Source organism: Pseudomonas sp. SWRI77, from assembly GCF_014269105.1.
GTDB lineage: Bacteria > Pseudomonadota > Gammaproteobacteria > Pseudomonadales > Pseudomonadaceae > Aquipseudomonas > Aquipseudomonas capeferrum.
The window spans coordinates 169,205-194,383 of sequence record NZ_JABWRV010000005.1; the positions used below are offsets into that span (position 1 = coordinate 169,205).

Here is a 25,179-nt window from a genome sequence, read left to right on the forward strand (position 1 = left end):
CCTTGAATCAACCGCGCTGGCTTAGCGTGTCGAACTGCACCCGCGCGGCACGCCAACGTGCCAGCACCTGCTCATCAAGGGGATTGTTGTTGATGTTGAGCCGGTTCGGGTGCTGGCGAATCCAGATCAAGGCCCGCTCGCTCAATTCGACGATCAGATTATCGGCAAGGTCCACGTACAGCTGCGGATGATGCTCCAGAAAAGCCAATGGAAATTCCCTCAGGCCTGTCGAGCGCAGCGACAGATGGGCCAGGTGGTCGAGGTTACGCAGTGGCGGGATCATGCCGATCGGGTTGCCATTCAAGGTGAAGGTTCGCAACGCGCTGAACGCTTCCAGGCGTTGGCCGCCTGAGACATCGATGACGATCTGGTTATCGCCCAGGTACAGTTCGCTCAGCTGTCTCAGCCGTTCCAGGCCCTCGGGTATCGCGGTGAGCTGGTTGCCGCGCAAATTGAGGATTTTAAGGCTGGTCAGGTTACCAATGGCCGCCGGGACATTCACTAGCCTGTTCTCGGCCACGTGCAGCTGCAACAACCGGCTCAGCCCGCCTAACGCCTCCGGCAGTTGGTCAAGGCGATTGCCGGCAAGGTTCAACTTGGTCAACCCGACCATGCGCTCGACACCCGCTGGCACCGACGTGAACTGGTTATTGCTCAGGCTCAGATACTGTAGCCGGATCAAGCTGTGAATCTGATCGGGAAGGCCAGTCAACAGGTTGTCACTCAGGTCCAACTGAGTCAGCAGCGTCAGGCCCTCCACACCCTCAAGCGCAGTCAGCCGGTTGCGCCGCAGATCCAGACGGGTGAGTCTGGTTAGCGTTGCCAACCCAGGCACCTCACTGACCTCGTTGTCATTCAAGATCAGTTGCGTCAGCGACGACATATGCTGAACCCCATCGACGGTGGTCAAGCGGTTGTGCTGCAGGTCCAGGCTGATCAAACGGCGCAGGCCGCTCAAGCCAGGCACCGCAGTCAGTTTGTTGCCACTCAATCGCAGGCTCCGCAACTGGGTGAAACGGCCAAGGAAATCATCCTCCAGCGAGGTCAACCTGAGATTGCTCAAGCACAGTCGGTGCAGGTTCGCGAACTGGATATCAGCTGGCAGCAGGGGCAGGCCCTCGACTGGCTCATTGCGTACTACCAACTCCTCCACACCGCCGGGTCCATAGAAATCAGGCTCCCACGCCTCACGAATCAGTTGCCCGACGCGCTGGCGGCGATGGTAATTTTCCGGCGTGGCTTGCCCCCGCCAACCACGCAGGCTGAGGTCTAGCCGCTCGACCTGCCTGGCCAGGTCACTGAACGCTGTCCAGACCGTGCGGCCCGGCCTCTGCTCCAGTTGCATCGCCAACCACATCACATCCCTTGCCGAGCGGTGTGTGAACAACTGGTGCAGCCCAGTGCGAATGGACCGGCGGGCACGCAGGTCTGCCGTGGTGAATACCTGACCGCGCAGTGGGCGCGAGGCATCGCCACCACTCAGCGGGTAGCCCAATCGACCATCGCCAAGGCGCACTGGCGGGCGTACAGCCCCCTCTGCCGGCGCCATGCCAAGCAACGTTGCCGCGCGCTCCCTTGGTTCGCCAGCGCGAATGGCCAAGGTATGGCCAAGCTGCTCAGCCGTAGCTACACCCTCGCCAAGCACCTGCTTCTGCGCCTCATCGAGGTGCCACCATAGCGCCTGGCAGAGGCTGTCATTTTCGCTCGCCGACGGCAGTGGCGCCGCCGATTCATGCAGAGCCTGGTAACCCTGGCCACGCCTGACGATGTACCTCACTTGGCTGGCATCCTGTGCACCGCACTGGGCGAGCAGATCGCCGTCCAGGCGCTCGCTGCGCAGCTCGACCCGCACGGTTTGCGGCCACGGTGCCGCCTCTGCGATCAGGCCCAGCGCCAACCGCTCGGTGTCAGCATTCACCGCTGCCGCCTGATAGAACCCTGCGCAGGCACGATCCAAGCGGCAATCATGCAACAGCCAGCGTGCTTCGGTGGCCAAGGCAAGCGGCACGCGTTGGCTGCTGTTCATGGCTTCGATCACTTCGGGCCCCGCACGTTGGGTAATCTCCCGCGCGCCACGCGGCGTCAGGCCGGGGAAGTCGCGCCTCAACACCCGCTCGGCGGGTTCTGCAGGGGCCTGCAGCCCACTCAGGTGCAGCTCGAAAGCGTCACCGTGCAACGCGGGATGCTGTGCATGCAACTGGTAGCGCTGCACAGCATCCTGCAACCGTGCAGGCGCTGGCGCATGCTCAAGGTGCAAGCGGCGCAGACGCGCTTCATCGAAGCCTGTAATGCGCATGACATGCTCGGCAGTCAGTGGCTCGAGCGCCGCCCAGGCACTGTTCAAGCGTTGCATCAGTTGCGTAGAACCCTGCCAATGCTGTGGGGCTTCCAACTGATGGCGCCAACCGCCCTCGCCATTGCCGTCGAGCAACGGCGAGTAGGCCTGCGCCCTGCTGGGGTGGCGGATGCGCAAGCCCGCCCCTTTAGCATCCTCGACCACCTGGTAGGTCGCCAGGTGGGTACGCAAGCGCATCTGCCCCACCACCTCGGCCCGCTCGCCAACGGCCAGTCCTCCATCTGGCAGCGCGTAGCCTGGCAGAGCTGCATCGATCAGGCGCAACCCATGGTTTTCGGTCAACACCGGCATCAATGCGTCCACGTAGGCAGACCGTTCGATCAGGCGCCCTGCTACCAAACCGATCGACGCCAATGCCACCCCTGCGGCCAGGTTTTCAGCAACGCCCCACAGGTGATTCAGCGCACCTTCCCGGTCCCCTAGCTGCCAGTCGGCATACCCTTCATAAACCTCATGGCTGGCCTGCAACGCAGCGATACCCAACAACGGCAGGCCAAGCACGGGGACGAACAGGCTGGCCAGCCCCAACAGGTCAAGACCTGCACTGGCATAGTCGCCCATGCGCCGCTCGCGCTCTGCCTGGTTGGCCTTGGCAGTGGGTGTGGCCAGCACGCACGCATCGTCAAGCAGCGTATCGATACGCACCTGGCGTACATGCTGAAACAGCTGCCCTTCGATCGCCTGGCTGCGGCCATCGAGCTGGACTGTCTGGCTGTTGGTATGGGTCTGCAACAAACGTTGCAGTGTCTGGCTGAAGGCGCACCGGTCGCGCTCGCTGACGAAGCGCTGAATGAAGGCAGGATAGCCGTCCTGCCGGCACCTTTGGCCCAGGGCCTGCCACAGGTCATCCCAGCAATCATAACGTTGCAACGCACCATGAACATCATCCGGCACCCACAGCAACACCCCCTCGAGCGGTGCGCTCGGCAGCCCCTCCTGGCGCGCTTCGAACGCCACCATCCCGCGCATCAACTTGCCCAGCAGGCGCAGTTCGAAGGGCAGCAAACGGGTTGGGTCGGACGCCACCACGGCAACTTCCGCGATGACCGGCAGGCATTGCAAGTACGTACGCTCATCGATCTCGCCTTTGGCTGCCGCCAGGCGCACGTCGGCCTCCAGGTTGGCGCGGGCGCTTTCTTCGAGCAATGCGCCTACCTGCGCACCCGGCACGCCCGGCGCCAGCAGTATGGATTCAAGATGCCCCTGGTACTGCCCCCCGATATCCACGCTTCGGCATAGCGCAACGTAGGTTTGCGGGTCAAGCGCCTGCACCGTGCCTTCAGCGTCAACGATCACCTGGGTCTGCAGCGAGCCTGCGGGCGCGGCTTCCTGTTCGGCGAAGTTGTGCAGCGCAGCAGCCAGCAACGTCACCTCGCTGACCTCGGTCTGCGACTGGCCCAACCCGCCAGGTACCGTAGACGAACCAGGAAGGATGGTGGTGCGCCGCAACTTGACCTGCCGCACATCAAGCCCAGGCAACTGTCGATCGCTCAATGCCTGGTCAAGCAACGCTTCGGCGAAGGCATCCAATGGGGTTACACGGGAAAACAGCGTCGCCAGCCTGTGCTGGGTGCGCTGCTGGTGCTGCAGACTTGTCCGCAATTTGCCCAGGTGATCGAGTGAGGCCGTGCTGAGCCAGGTGGGTAATAGGCTGGCGATGAGGGTGTCGGTGAGATTGGGTTGCTGCGATGGCGTGGTCATGGGCGGCATTTTCCGGTTGGAGGTTCAGCCCGCAGCTAAACAGCGGTGCGCCGGGCAGCCGCACTACTTAAGTCAACCAGCGCGGCAATCGATGGATTGCCTGCGACTTGATCACGGTCACCCCCGCCATTCGTGACTACAAGTCAAATGACCTTCGCCCAGACCCGCCTTAATCATTTCACCTGAACCCCGCACACTGCTGCCCACTCGAACAGTCTCACTCAACAGGAGCACTTCCATGAGCATTCCCTCTTTCGGCCTGGGCACCTTCCGCCTCAACGGCCAAGCCGTCATCGACTCGGTCAGCTCGGCACTGCAACTGGGCTACCGCGCCATCGACACCGCACAGATCTACAAGAACGAAGCCGACGTGGGTCAGGCCATTGCCGAAAGCGGCGTGGCGCGCAGCGAGCTGTTCATCACCACCAAGATCTGGGTCGACAACTATGCAGCCGACAAACTGATCCCCAGCCTGCGCGAAAGCCTGGCCAAACTGCGCACCGACTATGTCGACCTGTTGCTGATCCACTGGCCCGCACCGGGCAATGGCATCGAGCTGCCCGAATACATGACTGCACTGGCTGAGGCCAAGGCGCTGGGCCTGACCCGCCAGATCGGTGTGTCCAACTTCAACATCGACCTGGCCCGCCAGGCCATCGAAGTGGTGGGCAAGGGCGAAATCGCCACCAACCAGATCGAGCTCAGCCCTTATCTGCAAAACAGCGCGCTGAGCGCTTTCCTCAAGGAACAGGGCATCACCGTCACCTCCTACATGACCCTGGCCTATGGCAAGGTCCTGAAGGACCCGCTGCTGGCCGAAATCGCCGCCAAGCACAAAGCCACCGTCGCGCAGGTCGCGCTGGCCTGGGCCCTGCAACTGGGTTATGCGGTAATCCCGTCCTCCACCAAGCGCGAAAACCTGGCCAGCAACCTGCTCGCCCGTGACCTGCACCTGGATACCGACGACATGGCGCGCATTGCCACCCTCGAGCGCAATGGCCGCGAAGTCAGCCCCGACGGCCTGGCGCCGCACTGGGACTGAGCCGGCTGAACCTGGGTTGCGCTACGGTGCCAGAACTCGATATTACCCCGTACAGCGCATTGTTCCGCAGCCCGCAACTATGAAGTGTCAAACGCACCCATTCTCCTCACCAGACTCGGTGACTACTCTGAACAGGTGCAAATCACCTCAGGAGTGCCTACGATGCCCCGCCCACCGCTGCCCCCCTTCACCCGCGAAACCGCCATCGAAAAAGTCCGCCTCGCCGAAGACGGCTGGAACAGCCGCGACGCGGCCAAGGTGGCACTCGCCTACACGCCCGATACGGTGTGGCGTAACCGCGTCGAGTTCCCCCGTGGCCGGGCCGAGGTGCAGGCCTTTCTGACACGCAAGTGGAACCATGAGCTGGAGTATCGCCTGATCAAGGAGCTGTGGGCCTTCACCGGCAACCGCATTGCCGTGCGTTACGCCTACGAGTACCACGATGACAGCGGCCAATGGTTCCGCGCGTATGGTAACGAGAACTGGGAGTTCGCCGACGATGGCCTGATGCACTACCGCCATTCGAGTATCAATGAGCAACCCATAGCCGAAGCGGATCGCAAGTTCCACTGGCCCCTGGGCCGGCGCCCGGACGATCACCCTGGCCTCAGTGACCTGGGGCTCTGAGCACGGCGGCCCGGTCAACCGACCGGCAGTGTGACCCTGACCTCGAGCCCGCCGCCCTGGCGGTTGCTCAGGGTCACGCTGCCGCCCTGCTCCAGCACGATGGCGCGTGCCGCCGGCAAGCCAAGGCCCACCCCGCCGGTGTCCTTGTTGCGCGAGCCTTCGATGCGGTAGAAAGGCTCGAAAACGCGCGCCTGGAGCGGCTCAGCAATGCCCGGCCCTCGGTCAAGCACCGCAATGACGAGGTGCTCGTCAGCAACGTGCAACTGCACGGTCGGCTCACAGCCGTACTTCACTGCGTTGTCGATCAGGTTCACCACCACCCGTTTGATGCCGATGGGCCGGCCCGCATAGACGCAGCGGCGCGGGCCGCTGAGGCGGATGTCCAGGCCTGCATCCCTGAAGTCATCCACCACCGTCGACAGCAATTCACCCAGGTCAAACGCCGTGCTCGGCTCCAGCCGCGCATCGTCACGGAAGAACTGCAGTGCGGCGTCGACCATCGCCTGCATCTCGTCCACGTCCTTGAACAACTTGGCCTGCAGTTCACTGTCCTCGATGAACTCGGCGCGCAGGCGCATGCGGGTCAGCGGGGCGCGCAGGTCATGGGAGATGGCGGCGAGCATTTGCGTGCGGTCATCGAGAAAGTGCTTGAGCTGGGCCTGCGTGGCGTTGAAGGCAAGGATGGCCCGGCGCAGGTCGTAAGGGCCGACTACCGGTATCGGCGGCGCGTTGAAGTCCTTGCCAAAGCGCCGCGCCCCTTCGGCGAAACGCTCCAGAGGCTGGGCGAGGTAACGCGTGGCGAGCAGCGCCAAGGCCAGGCTGGAGGCAATCATCAACGCCAGAATGATCAGGTTGCGCGGCAGTTCATCCAGCCCCCAGCTGCGGTCGCTGGCGCGATACAGCAGCCACGACTTGTCCGACAGTTCGATCAGCAGGGCATACCCACGCTGCTGCGCCTGCGCGGGCAGATCCTGCGGTCCGAAGACCTCGATCTGCGCATCCGGGCGCTTCAACAGCGCACGCAAGGTCGGCGCGCCTTCGCGAAATTCGCTATCGGCCAGGGTCGGCAACCCAGCGTCGGCATGCCGCCGCAGCCATTGCACGCTGTAGGCCGCATCACCCGCTGCGCTGGCCAGGGCCGGCCGCTGCGCCGCAGGCGCGGCGTCGATCATGCGGGCGACCGAGGCAACCTTGTCGATCAGGCCGCTTTCCAGCAACGGCGGTTGCGCCCACACACTGAGCAGCACACTGAACAGCCACTTGAGCAGCAGCAGGCTAAGCATGGCAGCCAGGGTGGTGAGTGCAATCCAGCGGGCGATGGTGACCCGCGGTCGCGGCAGCGCCTTGCGCACCCAGGCAAGCGGGCTCATCGTTTGTTCACGCTGGCGCTGAACAGGTAGCCGACGTTGCGCAAGGTGCGGATCAGCGGCTCGCAGTCGTCATCGCGCTCAAGCTTGCGCCGCAGCCGGCTCACCTGCACATCGATGCTTCGATCATAGGCTTCGTGCGCTTTACCCCGCGCCAGGTCCAGCAATTGCTGGCGGCTGAGCACACGCCTGGGGTGCTCGGCAAACACCAGCAGCAGTTCGAATTCGCCCGTGGACAAGGGGATCAGCACGCCCTCTGGCGAGCGCAACTCACGGCGCAGTACCTCCAGTTGCCAGCCCGAGAACTCAAGTACCGTACGCACGTCAGCGGGTGGGCTGCTCGCGCTTTCGCCTGCCCGGCGCAGCACCGCCCGCACCCTGGCCAACAGTTCACGGGCAGCGAACGGCTTGGTCAGGTAGTCGTCCGCGCCCAGCTCCAGCCCGACCACACGGTCGCTCAGCTCGCCCATGGCGGTGAGCATGATCACCGCTACCTTGTATTCGGCACGCAAGCGCTGGCACAGCACCAGGCCGCTGTCGCCCGGCAGCATCACATCAAGAATGACCAGGTCTGGCACCCGCCGTTCGAGCGCCTGCCAAAGGCCTTTGCCATCACTGGCCACATCGACTTCGTAACCATGCTGACGGAGAAACTTCTGCAGCAGGTCGAGTACTTCGACATCATCGTCGACAATCAGCAAATGGCTCACACCGGGGCACCGCGAACAGGGACAGTAAAGGCTTACTGTACGGCCATCGCGCAGCTGCCGTCATATATTTCAACCCAGAAACAAAGTGACAACCGCGAAGCAATCCGGACATTCCCAGGCAATCAATCGGCCACACCATCGGCGCCAGTTCTTGTCAGGAATGCGCCCATGCCCACCCTCCCCCATGCCTGGTCTTCAGCCCGCAATGCCCTACTCGCCCTGTCACTGCTCGCCGCCGCGGGCTGCAGTCAGCGGCCGCCTGCCAGTGCCTGCGAGCCTGTGGCCTATCAACTCAGCGACCCCGCCGAACCCGCCAACCGCGCCGTGTTCGCCTTCAACCGAAGTGTCGATGACTACCTGCTGGCACCCATCGCCCGTGGCTATAGCGCATTGCCTGATTTCACCCAGCAGGGCGTGCACAACTTCGTCGCCAACTTCGGCGAGCCCAAGGTCTTTCTCAACGACCTGCTGCAAGGCAATGGCGAGCGGGCAATGACCAGCCTTGCACGCTTCACCTTCAACACGACCCTGGGCGTGGCAGGCCTGGTCGATGTGTCCGGGAAGATGGGGCTGGCCCGACACACCTCGGACTTTGGCCAGACCTTCGGTGTGTGGAACATTGCCGATGGCCCGATCGTCGAACTGCCGTTGCTCGGCACGCACAACCTGCGCGATGCAACCGGCAGGGTGCTGGGCATTGCAGTCGCGCCGTTTGGCGACAACAGCGACACGGTCGACACCCTGGGCAACGCGGCAACGGCAGGTGGGCTGGTGGATGGCCGCGCCGACGTGCTGCCGCTGACCGACAGGCTGCGCACTCAGCCAGACTACTATCAGGCCGTGCGCGACTACACTGCCCAGCAGCGTGCCGAGCGGGTGGCCGAGGGCAAAGCTGACCACCCAGCGCGCTGCCAGGGGGTGCCGGCCGATGCGTGATGCACAACCACCCGTGGTACTGTTCAGGCGCCTGGAGAGCAACGCCCGGCAACAGTTGCTACACGAACTGGAGGCCCGGGTCTCCGAGGATGGCCGGGACCTGATCATCAGCCGCTATCGCGAACGCTCTGGCGAGGCAGCTGCGCAGCAGCGGCACGAAGTGCACCGCCGCGTGCCCATCGCAACGCTGCTGAAGTGGATGGCCAGGGAAGGCGCAGAAGGCGAGCCATGCTGATGGCGTTTTTCAGCGCGCCATCGCGCTGACGCTGGCAACAGAATCAGGCAATCCGTCGGCTGAATCGAGTTACCCCTGCCCGGAGAGGGTCGGACATGCTGCTTGTTCCGACTCTTCACCCGAGGATCTCCCCATGCACGTCATCGCCTATGGCGCCCACGCCAGCGACCAGCCCCTCGAACCGATCCGCATCACCCGTCGCGCGCCAGGCGCTGACGATGTGCAGATCGCCATCGACTATTGCGGCATCTGTCACTCCGACCTGCACCAGGTGCGCTCCGAGTGGGAGGGCACCCGCTTCCCCTGCGTACCGGGCCACGAAATCGTCGGCCGGGTGACTGCCGTGGGTGGACATGTCAAAGGCTTCAAGGCCGGCGACCTGGTCGGTGTCGGCTGCATCGTCGACAGTTGCAAACACTGCGCCGACTGTGACGCGGGCCTGGAAAACTACTGCAACGGCATGATCGGTACCTACAACTTCGCCACGCCCGACGAACCCGGCTGGACCCTGGGCGGCTACTCGCAACAGATTGTCGTGCATGCGCGCTATGTGCTGCGCGTACGCCATCCGCAAGCGCAACTGGCGGCCGTGGCGCCACTGCTGTGCGCCGGTATCACCACGTATTACCCGCTGCGCCACTGGGGCGCTGGGCCGGGCAAGAAGGTCGGCGTGGTTGGCATCGGTGGCTTGGGGCACATGGGCATCAAGCTGGCCCATGCCATGGGCGCGCATGTGGTGGCCTTCACCACGTCCGAGTCCAAGCGTGAAGCGGCGCTGGCGTTGGGCGCCGATGAAGTGGTGGTGTCGCGCGACGCCAACGCAATGGCAGCGCACCGCCTGTCATTCGACTTCATCCTCAACACTGTCGCGGCGCCGCATGAGTTGGATGCATTCCTGGTGCTGCTCAAGCGCGATGGCACGCTGGGCCTGGTGGGGGCGCCTGCTACGGCGCATCCATCACCGAACGTATTCAACCTGATCATGAAGCGCCGAGCGATTGCCGGGTCGATGATCGGCGGTATCGCCGAAACCCAGGAGATGCTCGACTTCTGCGCCGAGCATGGGATCGTTGCCGACATCGAGCTGATCCGGGCCGATCAGATCAATGAAAGTTATGAGCGGATGCTCAAAGGCGATGTGAAGTACCGCTTCGTGATCGACAACGCCACCTTGGCCTGATCCACTACGCCCGCCGAGCAGCCCCAGGGTTCTGGCTCCCATCGTCGGCGCCGCCGCCATCGCGGCGGGCCAGCGTTGGCTTGGCACCCGCAGCAACAGGCTATGTGCATCACTCCAGCACGCAACCGGTGTACAGTAACCCCACAACAAAGCCCGTCAAGGAGCCCGGCGATGACCGTGACGCTGTCCCCCCTGCAGATCGACTGCGATTTTGATTCCGGCAACATCCAGGTACTGGATGCCAGCAACCCTGCCCAGGTGCACCTGGCCATCCGCCCGGACACCCACAGCGGCCACTTCCAGTGGTTTCACTTCAAGGTCAGCGGGCTGACACCGGGGCAGGTCCATCGCTTCAGCCTGGATAACGCCTCCGAATCGTCGTACAAGCAGGCCTGGGCCGGCTACAACGCGGTGGCCTCCTACGACCAGCAGGCCTGGTTCCGCGTACCCAGCCAGTTCGATGGCAAGGCCTTGTCGTTCGAGCTGAACGCTGAGCACGAACAGGTCTGGTTCGCCTACTTCCAACCTTACCCTCGCGCCCGCCACAACCAACTGATCGAACGCGCACGGCAAATTCCGGGGGTCGAGCTGCTGGCCTGCGGCCGCAGCGTGCAGGGCCGTGACATCCCTTTGCTGCGTGCCGGCAACGGCGCACCCGGCAAACGCAAGCTGTGGCTGATCGCCCAACAGCACCCGGGCGAACACATGGCCGAGTGGTTCATGGAGGGCGTGATCGACCGCCTGCAAGCAAACGATGACAAGGTGCGGCAACTCCTGGAAAAAGCCGACCTGTACCTGATCCCCAACATGAACCCGGACGGTGCCTTCCTCGGGCATCTGCGCACCAATTTCAAAGGCAAGGACCTCAACCGCGCCTGGCAGGACGCCAGCGTCGAACTCAGCCCCGAGGTATTCTTTGCCCAGGCGCAGATGAAGCAGTACGGCGTGGATGCATTCATCGATGTGCATGGGGATGAAGAAATCCCCCACGTGTTCACCGCAGCGTGTGAAGGCAACCCCGGTTACACGCCACGCCTGGCGACGCTGGAGGAACAGTTCCGTAGCACGCTGTGCAGCGTGACGCCGGACTTCCAGACCGTGCATGGCTACACGCGCGATGAGCCTGGGCAGGCCAATACCACGCTGGCGTGCAATGCCGTGGGGATGGCCCATGACTGCCTGTCACTGACGCTGGAGATGCCGTTCAAGGACCATGACGATGCGCCTGATCCGGTTGCCGGGTGGTCGGGGGCGCGGTCGAAGGCATTGGCCGGGGCTGTGCTGGAGACGTTGCTGAAAATGGTTGACGACCTGCGTTGATCGCAAGGGCCGACCGCTAAAACTGCACATCCAGCGTCACATTGTCGGTATAGGTGGCCGCCGGCGGTGTGGCCTGGTCGGTGTACACCTTGGCGTTGTAGTTGAACACCTGGCTGCCCGTGCCGGTGCCAGCCCCCGGGTTGATGTCGGCGTCACTGCTCGAACGCCGGTCACCGGTGACCGAGCCCCAGCGCACCGCGCTGGCGCTCTTGAAAATATCGTAGGCCAGGTAGTTGTTGGCTGCAGATTTCATCCTGCGCCGCCCGCCAGACACGTTCTGCCCGTCATCCAGCCCCACCGTGTAGCTGGTACCCTTGGTGCATGTCAGGCTTACGCCCTGGTTCACCGTGGCAAACCCCGATACCACGGGTGCACTGCCGAAACTGATGGCGGGGGTGGTGATCTGGCAGTCGTTGCTCACCGTCAGGCTGACCGTGAGCGGCTGGGTGCCAGAACTGTTGTCGCGCCCAATGCACAAGCCGCCAATGCCGATGCCGTCGCAATAGTTCCAGGCCCAGCCGACGCTCAGCGTTTCCTGATAAAGCCCCGCCGCAACGTTACTGCCGATCTGGGTCCGCATGTAGATCGGTACCGCCTTGGGCGTACCATTGAGCAACCCGAGCAGGTCGAGAATGCCGTTGCGGGCGAAATCGAAGGCCACGCCCCGGGTGATCGGGTAGTTGGTGCTGCTGTCGGCATACAACGTGTAGGGGATGACGTCGCCTGTGGGGCCGACCAAGCCACCTGTGGCCGGAAGTATGGTCGCTTTGAAGGTATCGCCGCTGCCGAGCACGCTGAGCACCGAGCCGTTGCACTGCAACCCCGAATTGCTGCTGAAAGCGGTCTGTACCGTGCTGCGCACCAAGGTCGAACTGATGGTGCCAAATGTCGCGGGCACCGTTGGCACTGACGTGCATTTGCCCCATGCCACACCTGCCGGCAGCAGCAGCGCGCTGGCCCATAACCTTCGCTGCCAGGCCTTCATCGGCACACCAATGGGCCAATCAAGGGGATCGACCCTGCACTTTCAGGCAGGTCGAATTCAACCTGGCAATGCCCGCCCCCCTCCAGCGCAACTTGCAGGCGGTTGTGCGGCGACAGGTTCTCCAGGTAGACCAACCCATCCCAGCCAACCACGGCCTGGCTGCCACTTTCCTCATGGGTCACGCGGCTGCCGAGTTTGATCACCTGCTGGTTGCCATCCACCAGTTCAATGCTCGCCGCCAGCACACGATTGATCGGGAACTCCAGCAAGTAACCACTGCCCCGACGGACCGCCACGCGTTGCTCCACTTCCGGCGCCAGGATGTCGGGCGGCAGGTCCATCGGGTCGATTTCATACTTGCCCCGGTAGTAGCCGCTGCTGTAAGGCACCAGCAGATGGCCATTGCTGTCGGTGCGGCCGATCTGCTGATTTTCGTAGCGCACCGGCACATCGGCATAGCCATTGGTGCTGACTACTACGAAGGCGTCGTCGATGCGGTTGGCGGCGAACACCCCGGCGTCCATCCACACCAGTGAGCCACTGGCATCAGCCCAACGGGTCATCTCGCCACTGCTGCCATACACACCGGCCTGCAACTGCACCGACTGCAGGCGCCAGGTGACATCGGCCTGGCGGTAGGCATCGCGGTTGCCACCGGTGGCGTAACCCAGGTTGTAGCCGACACCACCGCCCACCGGCACCGCACGGCTGTAATTGACCCGCTGCAGGTCCTCGCCTTCCTTGCTGCGCTCCACACTCATGGCCAAGGTGCCATTGAAGTCGAACGGAATCACCAGTTGCGCCTGCACGGCCCACTGGCTGTCACCAACCTCGCGGTTGCCCGACAGGTAGATGCTGGTGTTGCCCCATAGCGACTTGCTCCAGCTGAGGTTGATCAGCCGGGTGCGCGAACCGTCCCCGGCCCGGACATCGAAATAGCCGGCGCCGAGGCTGCCGTATTCGTTGAGGTTGAAGCTGACAGTGGCCTGCTCGCTGCGTTGGCTCAGCTGCATGTCCGGGCTGTCGACCCGTGACAGGTCGGCATAGTCGCCATAGCGCTGCAGGCGTTGGTAGCTGAAGCCGATGCGCTGGCTGTTGTACTGGTAGCCGAGGGCGACCTGATGGCCCTTCTCGCCCTCGAACTGGCTCTGCGCCAAGGCCGCGTTGAGCACCCCGAAGTTGCCCACTCGCATGTTGCCACCCAGCCCGCCCAGCAAAAGCGATTCAGAGGTTTCGATGTGGCTTTCGAGGGTAAAGCTGTCACTCAGGCCATAGCGCAAGCTGCCCGAGGCGACGCCTGGGCCGTAGCTGAAGTCGCGCACCGCGTAGTCGCGGCGCAGGCTACCGGCAGCTACCGAAAAGTCCGACAGACCTTTTTGCAGCAGGCTGCTGGTGACATAGAACGGCAGCGTGGTCGACACCTGCCGGCCAAGGGCGTCGGTGGTCACCACCACTGCCTCGCCGGCGCCGTTGATGAATGGCACGTTGGTCAGGGTGTAAGGGCCCGGCTGCAGCTCGGTAGTACTGGACTTGTAGCCGTTGATGAACAGGTCGAGCGAGGTCGGCACCGCCGCCTCACCGGCGAATGCAGGCAGTGGGTAGGTGACCAGGTCGGGACGGGCGCCGAAGTCTCGCGACAGTTGCAGGCCGCCGACCCGCACCGAGCTGGTCCAGGGCAAAGCACCGGTGACGAAATCACCGGCTTCGTAACTGAGCAGGCGTTGTTCATCCGTGAAGCGCCAGGTGCTGTCGTAACGCAGGAAGCCCTGGCGCGTCTGGTCGGCCTGCGCACCATTGAACGACTGACGCCACTGACCGGTGCTGGAGAAGGTTCCCCAGCTATCGAACAGGCGTAGTTCATTCCAGGCCGCCAGGTAGGTGCCGCCTTCATCGGTATCGTTGAGGTACAGGTCATAGTTGAACAACACGCCGAAGCTGCTGCGTGCATCGCTGGCCGGGTACAGGCTGCGGTCGCCGACCTGTTGGCCCGGCAGCCAGGCGGGTGGTACCTGCAACAGCAGGCGTTGGTTCGCGCTGTCGTAGTCGGTGTGCAAGCCCGGCACCGCATCCAGGGCCAGTTCGCCCTGGGGCTCGCCCGGCAGGCTGATACCGGCAGCCCGCAACACATCGCTGCTCAGGTAAAGGCGCCCGGCCCGTTGTTGCACGGGCACCAGCTCAGCCTTGGGCATCTGGTTCACCAGCAGGTCGAGGTACAGCGTGGCATCGGCGGTGGCGGACATCTCCGTTGGCGGTGGCGGCAGGTCGTTGGCCAGCACCAGGCAGGGGCCGAACATGGTCAGCCCCAGGCACCAGCGGCGCGTTGTCGCCGACAGCCAGTTCACACACGGTTTCCAACCATTGCCGGGTCCTCCCTGGCCCCTGCCCTTCATTCAATTGCTGGCTCATTGCCCTTGGCGGATGGCATCCGCCGCGCTCTGGCCATTGACCCGCCCCTTGAGCACGCTGCCGGCGCTCGGCGCCAGTGGTGCAGGCCAGCGCATGCGGGCACCGGGCAGCACATAGCCCAGCAGGCCTTCGGCCAATGGTTTGCTCTGGCTGCCCTGCTGCACCACCATGTCGGTCAGGCGCGCATGCACCGGGCCGGTGTTGCGCAGTTCCACGTAGGGCTTGCCCTGCACCGTCACCGCGCGCCAGCTCAATTGCGGCTTGCCCACGCCCTCGGCGTTGCGCTTGCCCTCGGGATCGGCCTTGCCCCACAAGCCTTCGCCGTAGACGAACAGCGGCACCGAGTAGCGCATCTGCAGGCGGATGGCGGCCGTGGCGCCCTGGCTGGCGGGGTCGGCCGGTATCGCCGGGGGGATTTCATCGATGATGATGCGATAGGCCTGCTCCTGGCCGGCGGGCGAGCTGCCGGTGCGGGTCAGGCGAATCAGCTGCTTCTGCCCAGGGGCGATGTTGGCCACTGGCGGGCTGCCAATGATGTCGCGCTGCGGCTGAAACTGCTCCTGGTAATCCCCCTGGCGCCAGGCGAACACCCGCACCTGCAAGTTGGCCGGGGCGCTGCCGCGGTTTTCCAGCCACAGCGCACCGGCCTTCTGGTCGGCCTCCAGCACCGGATCAATCGGCCAGATCAGCACCGAGGTGGCGGCCCCCGCCGGCAGGCTTGCCAGCAGCAACAACCCGATCAAACCATGCGCCCACTTCGCGCCTGCCCCCATGCCACTCTCCTTAGATTGCTGTCATTGGTGCCGGCTGTTTCACCAGGTCACCGTCACTTGCACTACATCGGTGTAGGTCCCTGCCGGCAGCGTGCCGGTCAACTGGGTTCGGCCATACACCGGCAACTTGATCGCCATGGGGTCGGTGTAACTGACCGCCACGCTCTGGCCGATGCCAAAGGCTTGGCTGTAGGCCGCGTCGCGGTACAACTGGTAGGCCAGCACTTGCGTGCCGCCCGTGCGTTTGAGGTTGCGGGTGCCGCTGGCGTTGTTCTGCCCGCCGTCCAGGCTCATGCTCAAGGCCACGCCTGGGGTGCACTGGAAGGTCACCGTGCTGCCCCCCAGCGAGGTGCTCAGGGTACCGCTGGCCAGCGCCGACTCGGTGCCGAAGTTGAGGGCCCCGTAATTGCTCACGCCCCCGACCACCAGGCAGCCGGCGACGATCTGTGCAGACACCTGGAACGTGCTGGTGGGCGCCGCACCCAGGGGCGTCGCCAGCAGCACAGCGATACCCGTGAGGCCACCTGCCAGCCAGGCGCGCATGGCTCAGAACGTCAGCTCGACCGCCACGGTGTCGGTGTACACCCCCGCCGGCAGCCCCGCCTTGCCGCGTGCCTGGCCGTACAGGTTGACGGTCTGCGCCACGCCGGTGCTGGTCGGCAAGGTGATGGTGCCGTCGATATCCAGCACCTGAGTGCGCCCGGTGTCGGTGTAGAAGTCATACGGCACGAAGTTGCCGGCACCGTCGGCGAGCGCACGCGTGCCGCCGCTGGACTGGCCATCGTTGGTACCGGCCCGCACGCGGATCGCCGGTATGGTGCCCGCCGAGCACAGGATGCTCATGGCGCCACCGCTACCGCCAAGCACTTGTGCGTTGGCGGTGCCGAACAGAGCATCCTGGGTACCGAAGTCGAGGGCACCGAAGTTCAACCCTGAACTCGCGGAACTGCCGTTGACCTGGCAGGCCGAGATCAGTGTCAGCGTCGAGGTGATGTTGCCAGTCACCGTGGCGGCCTGGGCCTGGGAAGCCAAGGCCAAACCGAGGCCGGCGAGGATGCAGTGGGTGAGGTTCGTTCGCATCGGAGTCTCCTTGCGTGGTTACCAGTCCAGGGTCACTCTCAGGGTGTCGCGGTACAGCCCGGCAGGCAGCGCGCGCGGTTGCGCCACCACCACACCGTAAATCGGAATCGGAATCTGCTGGGTGCTGCTGATGGTGAAGGCGCGCGCCTGGCCGATGCCGTAGCGGCTGTTGCCGCCTGGGTCTACCGCCAGTTGATAAGGGATCAGTTCACGGCCGTTGCTCAGGCGTCGCACACCGTCGCTGCCATTCAAGCCGCCATTGATCCGCACATTGAAGGCCCGCACCTCGGGCGTGCAGCTGATCTGCAAGCTGCCTTCACCAGCCACTTCGTCGACCCGGCTGCGCAGTGGCTGGTCCCAGTTCGGGCCGCGTTCACCGAAGTCCATCAGGCCGGGGTTGCCCAGAGTCGCGGGTTGGTCGGTGCCGCTGCTGATCTGGCAGGCCGCGCTGATCACCAACCGTGCCTGGATGAAACCGGTGGTGGTGCCATGGGCCATACCGCCGGGCAACAGCAGTGGGCCAAGGGTAAGCAGCAGGATCGAGGTGCGGTTCATGGCGTCGCGTCCTTGTGCATGGTGGCGTCCCTACCAAGTGACCGTGATCTTGAGCAGGTCGCCATACAGGCCTGCCCGTGGTACCCAGGCCAGTTTGTCGATACGGGCGTATAACGGCAATTCAATGGACCCGCTGTCCGGCACCCGTGCCGAATGCGCCACATCGACCGCAACCGGTTCGCGCCAGGCAGCGTCGCGGTACAAGCGATAAGGAATGGGCCGGGCCTTGGCGTCGTCGTTGGCCAGAAAGCGCAGCTCACCTGCGCCACCGTGCTGGCCGCCATCGACCCGCACCTGGTAGGGCGTGTCAGGGTTGCACTCAAGGCGTGGCGGCCGTTGGTTGAGGAGTACACCGCTCAAGGGCGCATCAGGGCCATCCAGACGCGCAGCGCTACCCAGGTCGATCCGCCCCAACGCTTGTGCGCCAGCGTCGCGCGTCTGGTTGACGAGCATGCAGCCGCGCTGCACCAGCACCCGCACTTCCACGAGAAAGTCAGCCGCTACGGCACTGCCGCTCAACATCAGGCCCAACAACGCGACCACAAAGCGTTCCGTCACTTGATAATCCTTGTCGCTGTGTGCTCACCTGAGCGTAGCAGCGCGTTGGAATATCATTGATGGCTTCAAGCCATTTTTTTGGTACTAGCGAGAAAGCGATAGCGCGTGTTCAAGGCCACTCCTCGACAGCCGTCAGGAAAAAATCTTCTTCATCAGCGAACCCCTCGTCGCACAGTGCCTCCAATGGCCATGAGCCGGCAAATCAGCCGACATTCTGGTACGGTGCATGGCTACCCTCATCCCGTGCCAGACAGATGCGGCATGCACGGACAGGCATGACAGGAGCGTTTTCATTGATGACTGCAGACAACCCATTCGCCGAGGCCGCAGAGCGCTGTGCCCAGGAGCCTATCCAGGTGCCTGGCAGCATCCAGCCCCACGGGTTTCTGCTGGTGCTGGACGAAACCGACCTGCGCATCCTCCAGGCCAGCGAGAACACCGAGCGCTGGCTCGGCTTGCCGGCCAGGGAACTGCTGGGCCGCACGGTTGCCGACCTGGTCAGTGACGCCTTCGATGTACGGGCGCACCTTGCGCGCCTGCCCGACGACGAGGCCTTTCCTTTCCATATAGGCAATGTGCGCCTGCGCCAGGGCGCCCCCTGCACCGAGCCATTGCGCGTAATGGCCCACCGTCACGACCAGGTGCTGATCGTTGAGTTCGAGCCGGTGCGCAGGCTTGCGAACACGGCCGAGCAAGGTGATTACTACCCACTGGTGCGCAGCTTTGTCGGTAACCTGCACCTGGCTACCAGCCTTGAGGAGTTGCTGCAGCAGTCGGTGCAACAGCTCAAGCGCATCACCGGTTTTGGCCGGGTCAAGGCGTACCGTTTCGACAGCGAAGGCAACGGTCAGGTGCTGGCCGAGGTGGCCGACCCAGGCTACCCCAGCTACCTGGGCCTGTGCTTCCCCGCTTCGGACATCCCGCGCCAGGCCCGCGAGCTGTATCGGGTCAACCGTATCCGCGTGATCGAAGACGCCAACTACCAGCCCTCGCCGCTGGTGCCTGCCGCCAACCCGCGTACCGGCAAGGCACTGGACATGAGCTTCGCTGCGCTGCGCAGCGTGTCGCCGGTGCACCTGCAATACATGCGCAACATGGGCACCCTGGCGTCGATGTCGTTGTCGATCGTGGTCGACGGGCAGCTGTGGGGGCTGGTGTCCTGTCACCACGATCAGCCGCGCCCGGTGGGCCTGCCTACTCGCACCGCCTGCGAGCTGCTGGCCAGCGTGCTGTCGCTGCAGATCGAATCGCGCGAGTCTCACGCCAGCACGCGCAAACTGCTCGACCTGCGCCAGCACATCGTGCGCATGATTTCGTCGATGGCCGACCATGACAGCGTCAGTGACGGCCTGCGCGACCTGCCCGAGGTCTTGCTGGAGTTCGCCGACGCCTGCGGCGCTGCGGTGATCTCGGCCGACCGCTGCGACCTGATCGGCAAGACGCCACCGCAAGCGCAAGTCACGGCGCTGGTGCATTGGTTGGCCCAGCGCGGTGAAGACACGGTATTCCACAGCGACAACGTACGCCGCGACATCGACGAGTTGCCTGAGCTGGCGGCCCATGCCGGCGGTGTGCTGGCGGTGGCCATCTCACAAATCCATTCGCACTACCTGGTGTGGTTCCGCCCTGAACAAGTGCGCACGGTGAACTGGGCCGGGCAGCCTGCGAAACAGCTCGGCCCGCAAGGCCAGCTGGACCCGCGGCACAGCTTCGAACGCTGGCAGGAGGACGTGCGCGGTTATTGCCAACCCTGGGACCCTTTGATCGTCGAAGGTGTGGTTGAACTGCGCACCGCCGTGCTGGGCATCGTCCTGCGCAAGGCCGAAGAGCTGGCGCAACTGGCAGGCGAGCTGCGCCGTTCGAACAAGGAACTCGAAGCCTTTTCCTACAGCGTGTCCCACGACCTGCGAGCGCCCTTGCGGCATATCGCCGGCTACACCGAGCTGCTGGGCGAGATCGAGGGCCAGGGCCTGAGCGAACGCGGTCGACGTTTTTTGCAGCATATAGAAGAAGCGGCGCATTTTGCCGGCAGCCTGGTGGACAACCTGCTGAACTTCTCGCAGATGGGCCGCTCGGCCCTGCGCCTGTCGGATGTCGACCTCAATGCCCTGGTCGACGCCATTCGCACCGAGCTGGCCCCGGACTACCAGGGCCGCGAAATCGTCTGGGATATCGCCACGCTGCCGAAGGTGATTGCCGACCCGGCGTTCATCAACCTGGCGCTGCAGAACCTCATTGGCAACGCCATCAAGTACACCCGCGGGCGTGACCCGGCGCGTATCGAAATCAGCGCCCAGGTGCATCAGGGCGAAGTCGAGGTGTGCATCCGCGACAATGGCGTGGGGTTCGACATGGCCTACGCCAACAAGCTGTTCGGCGTATTCCAGCGCCTGCACCGTATGGAAGACTTCGAAGGCACTGGGATCGGCCTGGCAAGCGTACGCCGCATCATCGAGCGCCATGACGGCCGCGTCTGGGCGCAAGGCCAGATCGACCAGGGCGCCAGTTTTCACTTCACCCTCCCGCGGCCCGCCGCGACTACATGAGGCCCCTGTACCATCATGCTCAAACCCATCCTGCTGGTAGAAGACAACCCCCGGGACCTGGAGCTCACCCTGCTGGCCCTGGAGCGCAGCCAGTTGGCCAACGAAGTCATCGTGCTGCGTGACGGCGCCGATGCCCTGGACTACCTGCTGCGCCGCAACGCCTATGCTGCACGCGACGACGGCAACCCCGCCGTGCTGTTGCTGGACCTCAAGCTGCCCAAGGTCGATGGCCTGGAAGTGCTCAAGGAAGTCCGTTCCACGCCTGACCTGCGCAGTATCCCGACGGTGATGCTGACCTCGTCTCGAGAGGAGCCCGACCTGCTGCGCGCCTACGAGCTGGGGGTCAATGCCTACGTGGTCAAGCCCGTGGAATTCAAAGAGTTCGTCGCCGCCATCTCCGACCTCGGGATATTCTGGGCCGTGCTCAACGAACCGCCACCCGGCTCGCTGCGCCTAAACCGCCGCAGCAGCAATTGAGGCCACCGCAAAGATGCTGCCAACGCCGCTGAAACTGTTGATGGTCGAAGACAGCTCGATGGACGCCGAGCTGACCCTGCTGCGCCTGGAGCGCAGCGGGCTGCACGTTGAGTCGCAGCTGGTGTTCGACCATATAGGGGTCGAGCACGCGCTGCGTGAGGCTCATTACGACCTGATCCTCTGCGACTGCGTGCTGCCCGGCTCGTCCGGCACCGACGTGCTGGCCATTGCCCAGCGCCTGGCACCGGACACCCCGTTCATCTTCCTTTCCGGCATCTACGGTGAAGAGCACGCGGTGGAGATGATCCGCCTGGGTGCCACCGACTATGTGCTGAAGAAAAACCTGCCCCTGCTACCCAAGGCCGTGCGGCGGGCCCTGACCGAGGTACAGGAGCGCCAGCGCCGGCGCCGCGCCGAAGAAGCGCTGGCAGATGTCGAAGCGCGCGCACGCATCGCCATCGACGCCGCCGGCATGGGCACCTGGGACCTGCGCCCACAAGAAGGCCTGTTGCTGTGGGACGACCGCTGCAAAACCTTGTTCGGGTTGCCCACCAGCACCGAGATGAGCATGGAGGTGTTCCTGGCCGGCATCTACCCCGATGACGTCGCCATGGTCCGTGACGCCGTGCAGCATGCCATGCGCTCCGAGAGCGACGGCCACTACCGGGTCGAATTCCGTAGCGCGCTACTCGACGGCCTGGAACCGCGCTGGCTGCTCAGCAGCGGCCAGACCCAGTTCGTCGACGGCCAGTGCGTGCGCTTTTCCGGCGTGCTGCAGGACATCCATACCCAGCGCCAGGCCACCCAAGCCCTCAAGCAACTCAACGAGATGCTCGGTGAACGGGTCGAGCGCCGCACCCGTGAACGCGACCGTGCCTGGGAGCTGTCGCAGGACTTGCTGGCGGTGTTGAACAAAGACCTCACCCCGGTCGCGCTCAACCCGGCCTGGGAGGCGAGCCTGGGCCTTTCCCGCGAGCGGCTGAGCCAGGCGTCGCTGCTGCACCTGTTACCCGAACCCGATCAAGAACTGTTGCTCACCGAACTGGCCGCCCTCGCCCACGGCCGCACCAGCGCGCGCTTCGTCGGGCGCATCCTGCATGCCGGCGGCCAGCAGCGCTGGCTGTCCTGGGTGGTGGTACCGGAAGACACCCTGCTGTATGTGGTGGCCCGCGACATCACCAGCGAGCGCGAGGCCGCCCTGGGGCTGGCCGAGGCCAACACCCGCCTGCGTGAGCAAATCACCGAGCGCGAGCGCATCGAGGCCGCGTTGCAACAGATGCAGCGCCTGGAAGCGGTCGGCCAACTGACCGCTGGCGTGGCGCACGACTTCAACAACCTGCTGACAGTAATCCTCACCGGTGCCAGCTTCCTTGAGCGCGACCTGAACAAGGCCGACCTGAACAAGGCACGCACCCGCCTCACGCATATTCGCGAAGCGGGCGAACGGGGTGCCAAGCTGACCTCGCAGTTGCTGGCCTTCTCCCGACGCCAGCGCCTGGAGCCGGTGCCACTGAACCTGAACCGGACCCTGGCCGGCCTTGAGGAGTTGCTGCGCCGCACCCTTGGCGGCAACGTGTCGGTGCGCCTGGACCTGGACCCGAACCTGTGGCAGGCACTGACCGACCCGACCCAGACCGAGATGATCATCCTCAACCTGGCGATCAATGCCCGGGATGCCATGCCGGACGGCGGCCAACTGGCCCTCTCGACCCGCAACACCCACATCGAGGCCCGCCCTCAGCGCCCGGAAGACCCGGACCCCGGCGAGTACGTGATGCTGAGCATCCGCGACACCGGCTGCGGCATGAGCGAAGACGTGCTGGCGAAGGTGTTCGAGCCCTTCTTCACCACCAAGGACATCGGCAAGGGCTCGGGCCTGGGACTGGCCCAGGTCTTCGGCTTTGCCAAGCAGTCGGGCGGTGGCGTGCGCATCGACACCGAGCCTGGTCGCGGCACTCAGGTGGCAGTGTACCTGCCGGCGGTAAAGGATCACGTGCAGAGCGAACCGGTGGCCCCACTGCTTGCCCAGCCGACCAGTGCAAGTGGCCACAACCGCACGGTGCTGCTGGTGGATGACGACCACCTGGTGCGCGACATGCTCGGCGATGTGCTGCGCCAGTACGGCTATCAGGTGCGTCAGGCGCACAGCGGTGAGCAGGCCCTGGCCTTGCTCGATGACGAGATTGACCTGTTGCTGACCGACTTTGCCATGCCCGAATTCAACGGCGCGCAGTTGGCGCTGGCGGCGCGCGAACGGCACCCGCGTTTGCCGGTGGTGTTTCTGACCGGTTATGCAGAGCTGGAGGGGTTGGAGTTGCCGGGTAGCCTGGTGATGCAGAAGCCTGTGCAGGCCGATGAACTGGCGCGTGCGCTGAGTGAACTGCTGCGCACCTCGCCGTAGTTTGCACCCCCTGCCCATGTCGCCGGCTTACCGGCGACATGGGCAGGTACAAACGCCGGAAACGACAAAACCCGGCGCTTGTCTTGCTAAGCACCGAGAAAAGAATAGGTAATGTGAAACAGAAAATGGCAGGGGCGGCTGGATTCGAACCAACGCATGGCAGGATCAAAACCTGCTGCCTTACCGCTTGGCGACGCCCCTGTATCGGATGCAGCAATTGCTGCTCTGACAATTCCAACTGCCTGACAACTGGGTTGTTGTCGTGGAATGCGCGGCACTTTAACAACATTCTTTAGAGCTGTGAACCCCCTTTATGAAAAAAAATGCTTTAAAACAGCAAGTTACTCTTCGTCACCGGCGCGAAGCGCCCATCCCCGGCAACCACCCGTCGCTTTCCCCCTGCCCCGCGTCAACACAATCGTATTTCACCCTTCCAATCAGATAAGCGCACTGCATTGACCAAGGAGGCACCCATGCCTGTCTCACACGACCTTTACCAGGACTTGCACTACCCCCGCGAAATCGTCCAGCAACGTCGCCAGCAGGACAGGGCCCTGGACCGGCTCTTGGACGAGTACATGGACATCGACAACCAGGTGCTGGCCGCCGAGTCGATCTCCGCTGGCAATTTCGTCGACGAAGACCTGCGCCACCTCAAGGAACGCCGCCTGGCGGTGAAGTACATGATCGAGCGCCAACTGGAACGTAAAGGCTGAGGGCCGCGCGAACCTATCTCGTCTGGCGATCATTGCCCACTGCTTTCTCTATTGGTCAAAATGGCGGCCTTCGCGCAAGCTGCGCCCCGCCCCCCCTCGACCAAGGAGCTACCGATTTGCCTGCCTGGATCCCTACCCCGCTGCGTCAGCTCGGCCAGCGCCTGCGCGCAAGCGCTGCCCCTCAGAGCGAATTGCTGGCCTGGTTCGAGGACAAGGCCAGCAGCCGTGGCTACCAGCTCAGCGAGGGTCAGCGTCGGGTCATCCAGTGCATGGCCGAGCAGGTGGCACAGCTGGAAAACGGACAACCGCGCAGCCTCTACCTGCATGGCTCAGTGGGCCGGGGCAAAAGCTGGCTGCTCGACGGTTTTTTCCAGGCTGTGCCGGTTGCGACCAAGCGGCGCCTGCACTTCCATGATTTCTTTGCCCGACTGCACCAGGGCATGCACCGCCACCGGGCGCTGGACGATGCCCTCGGGGCGACCCTGGACGAGCTGCTCGGCGCGTGTCGAGTGCTGTGTTTCGACGAATTCCATGTGCATGACATTGGCGATGCCATGCTGCTCACCCGGCTGTTCACCGCGCTGTTCGAGCGTGGGATATGGCTATTGGTAACGTCGAACTACGCACCGGAAGGGCTGTTGCCCAACCCGCTTTACCACGAACGTTTTCTGCCGGTGATCCGCCTGATCAACGGCCGAATGCAGGTGCTGGAAGTCGGCGGCGACACCGATTTTCGCAGCCTGCCAGCCAACCGCGAGCACCAGCGGTTTACCCAAGGTCACTATGTGTGGCCCGGCACCGCCGAGCAGCGCCAGGCACTGAACGTGCCGGGCGCGCAGCCTGCCACGCTGGATATCAACAAACGCAGCCTGCGCGCACTGGCCCATCAAGGTCGGCAGGTGATGTTTGCCTTCGACGACCTGTGCGAACAGCCTACTGCGGTGATCGATTACCTGGCGCTGGCGGCGCAATACGATGCGTGGGTCATCGATGGGCTGGGCGATTTGTCCGACTGCTCATTGGCCGCGCAGCAGCGATTCGTGAACCTGGTGGATGTGCTATATGACCAGGACAAGCAGCTGACGGTGATCGGGCAGCGTCCGCTGGGTGAGAGCCTGGGTGGCGCGATTACCGACCTGATGCGCACGCGCAGCCGGCTGGGGCAGTTGCATCAGGTGGGGCCTGATTGATGCCGGGGCTGCCATGCA

The 25,179-nt window shown here is 64.0% G+C and carries 21 protein-coding genes and 1 tRNA gene; 11 read left to right on the forward strand and 11 right to left on the reverse strand.

The genetic code is table 11. The annotated features are described in order from the left end of the window. Window positions 1-7 precede the first annotated feature (7 nt). Complete coding sequence (locus HU766_RS07545; protein WP_186654989.1) at window positions 8-4,057, reverse strand: leucine-rich repeat domain-containing protein; 4,050 nt, start codon at window positions 4,055-4,057, stop codon at window positions 8-10. Between the two features lie 238 nt (window positions 4,058-4,295). On the opposite strand from HU766_RS07545, the gene dkgB reads away from it, so the two are divergent. Continuing rightward, window positions 4,296-5,099, forward strand: a complete 804-nt coding sequence (gene dkgB, locus HU766_RS07550; protein WP_186654992.1) for a 2,5-didehydrogluconate reductase DkgB — start codon at window positions 4,296-4,298, stop codon at window positions 5,097-5,099. Between the two features lie 162 nt (window positions 5,100-5,261). Then, on the forward strand, window positions 5,262-5,726 hold the full coding sequence (locus HU766_RS07555; RefSeq protein ID WP_186654994.1) for a DUF1348 family protein: 465 nt from the start codon (window positions 5,262-5,264) through the stop codon (window positions 5,724-5,726). A gap of 14 nt (window positions 5,727-5,740) precedes the next feature. Here the strand turns inward: HU766_RS07555 and HU766_RS07560 are convergent, their stop codons facing one another. Then, the gene (locus tag HU766_RS07560; RefSeq protein WP_186654997.1) at window positions 5,741-7,096 is read right to left on the reverse strand and encodes an ATP-binding protein; all 1,356 of its coding nucleotides are present in this window, start codon (window positions 7,094-7,096) and stop codon (window positions 5,741-5,743) included. Then, window positions 7,093-7,803 (reverse strand): response regulator, encoded by a 711-nt coding sequence (locus HU766_RS07565; RefSeq protein WP_186655011.1) that lies wholly within the window; start codon window positions 7,801-7,803, stop codon window positions 7,093-7,095. Before HU766_RS07565 ends, HU766_RS07560 begins: the two co-directional genes overlap by 4 nt. Window positions 7,804-7,971: 168 nt before the next feature. Here HU766_RS07565 and HU766_RS07570 point away from each other — a divergent pair, with 168 nt between their 5' ends. The 4 genes from HU766_RS07570 to HU766_RS07585 all read left to right on the forward strand — a co-directional run bounded on the left by HU766_RS07570 (window position 7,972) and on the right by HU766_RS07585 (window position 11,474). Continuing rightward, window positions 7,972-8,739 (forward strand): VacJ family lipoprotein, encoded by a 768-nt coding sequence (locus tag HU766_RS07570; protein ID WP_186655014.1) that lies wholly within the window; start codon window positions 7,972-7,974, stop codon window positions 8,737-8,739. Next, on the forward strand, window positions 8,732-8,974 hold the full coding sequence (locus HU766_RS07575) for a hypothetical protein (protein ID WP_033699033.1): 243 nt from the start codon (window positions 8,732-8,734) through the stop codon (window positions 8,972-8,974). The genes HU766_RS07570 and HU766_RS07575 overlap by 8 nt, the downstream gene beginning before the upstream one ends. A gap of 133 nt (window positions 8,975-9,107) precedes the next feature. Beyond that, entirely contained in the window at window positions 9,108-10,154 is a 1,047-nt protein-coding gene (locus tag HU766_RS07580; RefSeq protein ID WP_186655017.1) for an NAD(P)-dependent alcohol dehydrogenase, read from the forward strand. 171 nt (window positions 10,155-10,325) lie between these two features. Next, window positions 10,326-11,474 (forward strand): carboxypeptidase family protein, encoded by a 1,149-nt coding sequence (locus HU766_RS07585; protein ID WP_186655019.1) that lies wholly within the window; start codon window positions 10,326-10,328, stop codon window positions 11,472-11,474. 16 nt (window positions 11,475-11,490) lie between these two features. On the opposite strand, the gene HU766_RS07590 is transcribed toward HU766_RS07585, so the two are convergent. The 7 genes from HU766_RS07590 to HU766_RS07620 all read right to left on the reverse strand — a co-directional run bounded on the left by HU766_RS07590 (window position 11,491) and on the right by HU766_RS07620 (window position 17,831). Then, on the reverse strand, window positions 11,491-12,459 hold the full coding sequence (locus tag HU766_RS07590; protein WP_186655022.1) for a spore coat U domain-containing protein: 969 nt from the start codon (window positions 12,457-12,459) through the stop codon (window positions 11,491-11,493). After that, a complete protein-coding gene (locus HU766_RS07595; protein ID WP_186655261.1) occupies window positions 12,456-14,753 on the reverse strand; it encodes a fimbria/pilus outer membrane usher protein in 2,298 nt (765 codons plus the stop codon). The genes HU766_RS07590 and HU766_RS07595 overlap by 4 nt, the downstream gene beginning before the upstream one ends. A 108-nt stretch (window positions 14,754-14,861) precedes the next feature. After that, window positions 14,862-15,638 carry a molecular chaperone gene (locus HU766_RS07600; RefSeq protein ID WP_186655024.1) on the reverse strand — a complete coding sequence of 259 codons (777 nt, stop codon included), beginning with the start codon at window positions 15,636-15,638 and terminating at the stop codon, window positions 14,862-14,864. Between the two features lie 39 nt (window positions 15,639-15,677). Then, a complete protein-coding gene (locus HU766_RS07605; RefSeq protein WP_186655027.1) occupies window positions 15,678-16,181 on the reverse strand; it encodes a spore coat U domain-containing protein in 504 nt (167 codons plus the stop codon). A gap of 3 nt (window positions 16,182-16,184) precedes the next feature. Beyond that, window positions 16,185-16,718: a spore coat protein U domain-containing protein gene (locus HU766_RS07610; protein WP_186655029.1), complete on the reverse strand. Its 534-nt coding sequence runs from the start codon at window positions 16,716-16,718 to the stop codon at window positions 16,185-16,187. Between the two features lie 18 nt (window positions 16,719-16,736). After that, window positions 16,737-17,273, reverse strand: a complete 537-nt coding sequence (locus HU766_RS07615; protein ID WP_095063636.1) for a spore coat U domain-containing protein — start codon at window positions 17,271-17,273, stop codon at window positions 16,737-16,739. A gap of 30 nt (window positions 17,274-17,303) precedes the next feature. Further along, window positions 17,304-17,831 carry a spore coat protein U domain-containing protein gene (locus HU766_RS07620; protein WP_186655031.1) on the reverse strand — a complete coding sequence of 176 codons (528 nt, stop codon included), beginning with the start codon at window positions 17,829-17,831 and terminating at the stop codon, window positions 17,304-17,306. A 296-nt stretch (window positions 17,832-18,127) separates the two neighbouring features. Here HU766_RS07620 and HU766_RS07625 point away from each other — a divergent pair, with 296 nt between their 5' ends. The 3 genes from HU766_RS07625 to HU766_RS07635 are packed head-to-tail and all read left to right on the forward strand — an operon-like array spanning window position 18,128 to window position 23,255. After that, a complete protein-coding gene (locus HU766_RS07625; RefSeq protein ID WP_186655046.1) occupies window positions 18,128-20,377 on the forward strand; it encodes an ATP-binding protein in 2,250 nt (749 codons plus the stop codon). Window positions 20,378-20,392: 15 nt separating this feature from the next. After that, complete coding sequence (locus HU766_RS07630; RefSeq protein ID WP_186655050.1) at window positions 20,393-20,854, forward strand: response regulator; 462 nt, start codon at window positions 20,393-20,395, stop codon at window positions 20,852-20,854. 13 nt (window positions 20,855-20,867) lie between these two features. Continuing rightward, window positions 20,868-23,255, forward strand: coding sequence for a response regulator (locus tag HU766_RS07635; RefSeq protein WP_047581098.1), 2,388 nt, complete (start codon window positions 20,868-20,870; stop codon window positions 23,253-23,255). Window positions 23,256-23,381: 126 nt separating this feature from the next. Here HU766_RS07635 and HU766_RS07640 read toward each other — a convergent pair. Then, window positions 23,382-23,456: transfer RNA gene (locus HU766_RS07640), tRNA-Gln, on the reverse strand. A 272-nt stretch (window positions 23,457-23,728) separates the two neighbouring features. On the opposite strand from HU766_RS07640, the gene HU766_RS07645 reads away from it, so the two are divergent. Both HU766_RS07645 and zapE read left to right on the forward strand, forming a co-directional pair. Then, window positions 23,729-23,971, forward strand: coding sequence for a hypothetical protein (locus HU766_RS07645; RefSeq protein ID WP_186655053.1), 243 nt, complete (start codon window positions 23,729-23,731; stop codon window positions 23,969-23,971). 116 nt (window positions 23,972-24,087) lie between these two features. After that, window positions 24,088-25,161, forward strand: coding sequence for a cell division protein ZapE (zapE, locus tag HU766_RS07650; RefSeq protein WP_186655069.1), 1,074 nt, complete (start codon window positions 24,088-24,090; stop codon window positions 25,159-25,161). Window positions 25,162-25,179 lie beyond the last annotated feature (18 nt).

What these genes read in the sequence shown, in the direction of transcription:
- HU766_RS07610 (WP_186655029.1), bottom strand. Translation starts at nt 16,718, where the DNA reads ATGCGAACGAACCTCACCCACTGCATCCTCGCCGGCCTCGGTTTGGCC.
- HU766_RS07575 (WP_033699033.1), top strand. Translation starts at nt 8,732, where the DNA reads ATGCGTGATGCACAACCACCCGTGGTACTGTTCAGGCGCCTGGAGAGC.
- HU766_RS07600 (WP_186655024.1), bottom strand. Translation starts at nt 15,638, where the DNA reads ATGGGGGCAGGCGCGAAGTGGGCGCATGGTTTGATCGGGTTGTTGCTG.
- HU766_RS07645 (WP_186655053.1), top strand. Translation starts at nt 23,729, where the DNA reads ATGCCTGTCTCACACGACCTTTACCAGGACTTGCACTACCCCCGCGAA.
- HU766_RS07570 (WP_186655014.1), top strand. Translation starts at nt 7,972, where the DNA reads ATGCCCACCCTCCCCCATGCCTGGTCTTCAGCCCGCAATGCCCTACTC.
- HU766_RS07595 (WP_186655261.1), bottom strand. Translation starts at nt 14,753, where the DNA reads ATGTTCGGCCCCTGCCTGGTGCTGGCCAACGACCTGCCGCCACCGCCA.
- HU766_RS07605 (WP_186655027.1), bottom strand. Translation starts at nt 16,181, where the DNA reads ATGCGCGCCTGGCTGGCAGGTGGCCTCACGGGTATCGCTGTGCTGCTG.
- HU766_RS07555 (WP_186654994.1), top strand. Translation starts at nt 5,262, where the DNA reads ATGCCCCGCCCACCGCTGCCCCCCTTCACCCGCGAAACCGCCATCGAA.
- dkgB (WP_186654992.1), top strand. Translation starts at nt 4,296, where the DNA reads ATGAGCATTCCCTCTTTCGGCCTGGGCACCTTCCGCCTCAACGGCCAA.
- HU766_RS07625 (WP_186655046.1), top strand. Translation starts at nt 18,128, where the DNA reads ATGACTGCAGACAACCCATTCGCCGAGGCCGCAGAGCGCTGTGCCCAG.
- HU766_RS07580 (WP_186655017.1), top strand. Translation starts at nt 9,108, where the DNA reads ATGCACGTCATCGCCTATGGCGCCCACGCCAGCGACCAGCCCCTCGAA.
- HU766_RS07590 (WP_186655022.1), bottom strand. Translation starts at nt 12,459, where the DNA reads ATGAAGGCCTGGCAGCGAAGGTTATGGGCCAGCGCGCTGCTGCTGCCG.
- HU766_RS07545 (WP_186654989.1), bottom strand. Translation starts at nt 4,057, where the DNA reads ATGACCACGCCATCGCAGCAACCCAATCTCACCGACACCCTCATCGCC.
- HU766_RS07615 (WP_095063636.1), bottom strand. Translation starts at nt 17,273, where the DNA reads ATGAACCGCACCTCGATCCTGCTGCTTACCCTTGGCCCACTGCTGTTG.
- HU766_RS07635 (WP_047581098.1), top strand. Translation starts at nt 20,868, where the DNA reads ATGCTGCCAACGCCGCTGAAACTGTTGATGGTCGAAGACAGCTCGATG.
- HU766_RS07585 (WP_186655019.1), top strand. Translation starts at nt 10,326, where the DNA reads ATGACCGTGACGCTGTCCCCCCTGCAGATCGACTGCGATTTTGATTCC.
- HU766_RS07630 (WP_186655050.1), top strand. Translation starts at nt 20,393, where the DNA reads ATGCTCAAACCCATCCTGCTGGTAGAAGACAACCCCCGGGACCTGGAG.
- HU766_RS07560 (WP_186654997.1), bottom strand. Translation starts at nt 7,096, where the DNA reads ATGAGCCCGCTTGCCTGGGTGCGCAAGGCGCTGCCGCGACCGCGGGTC.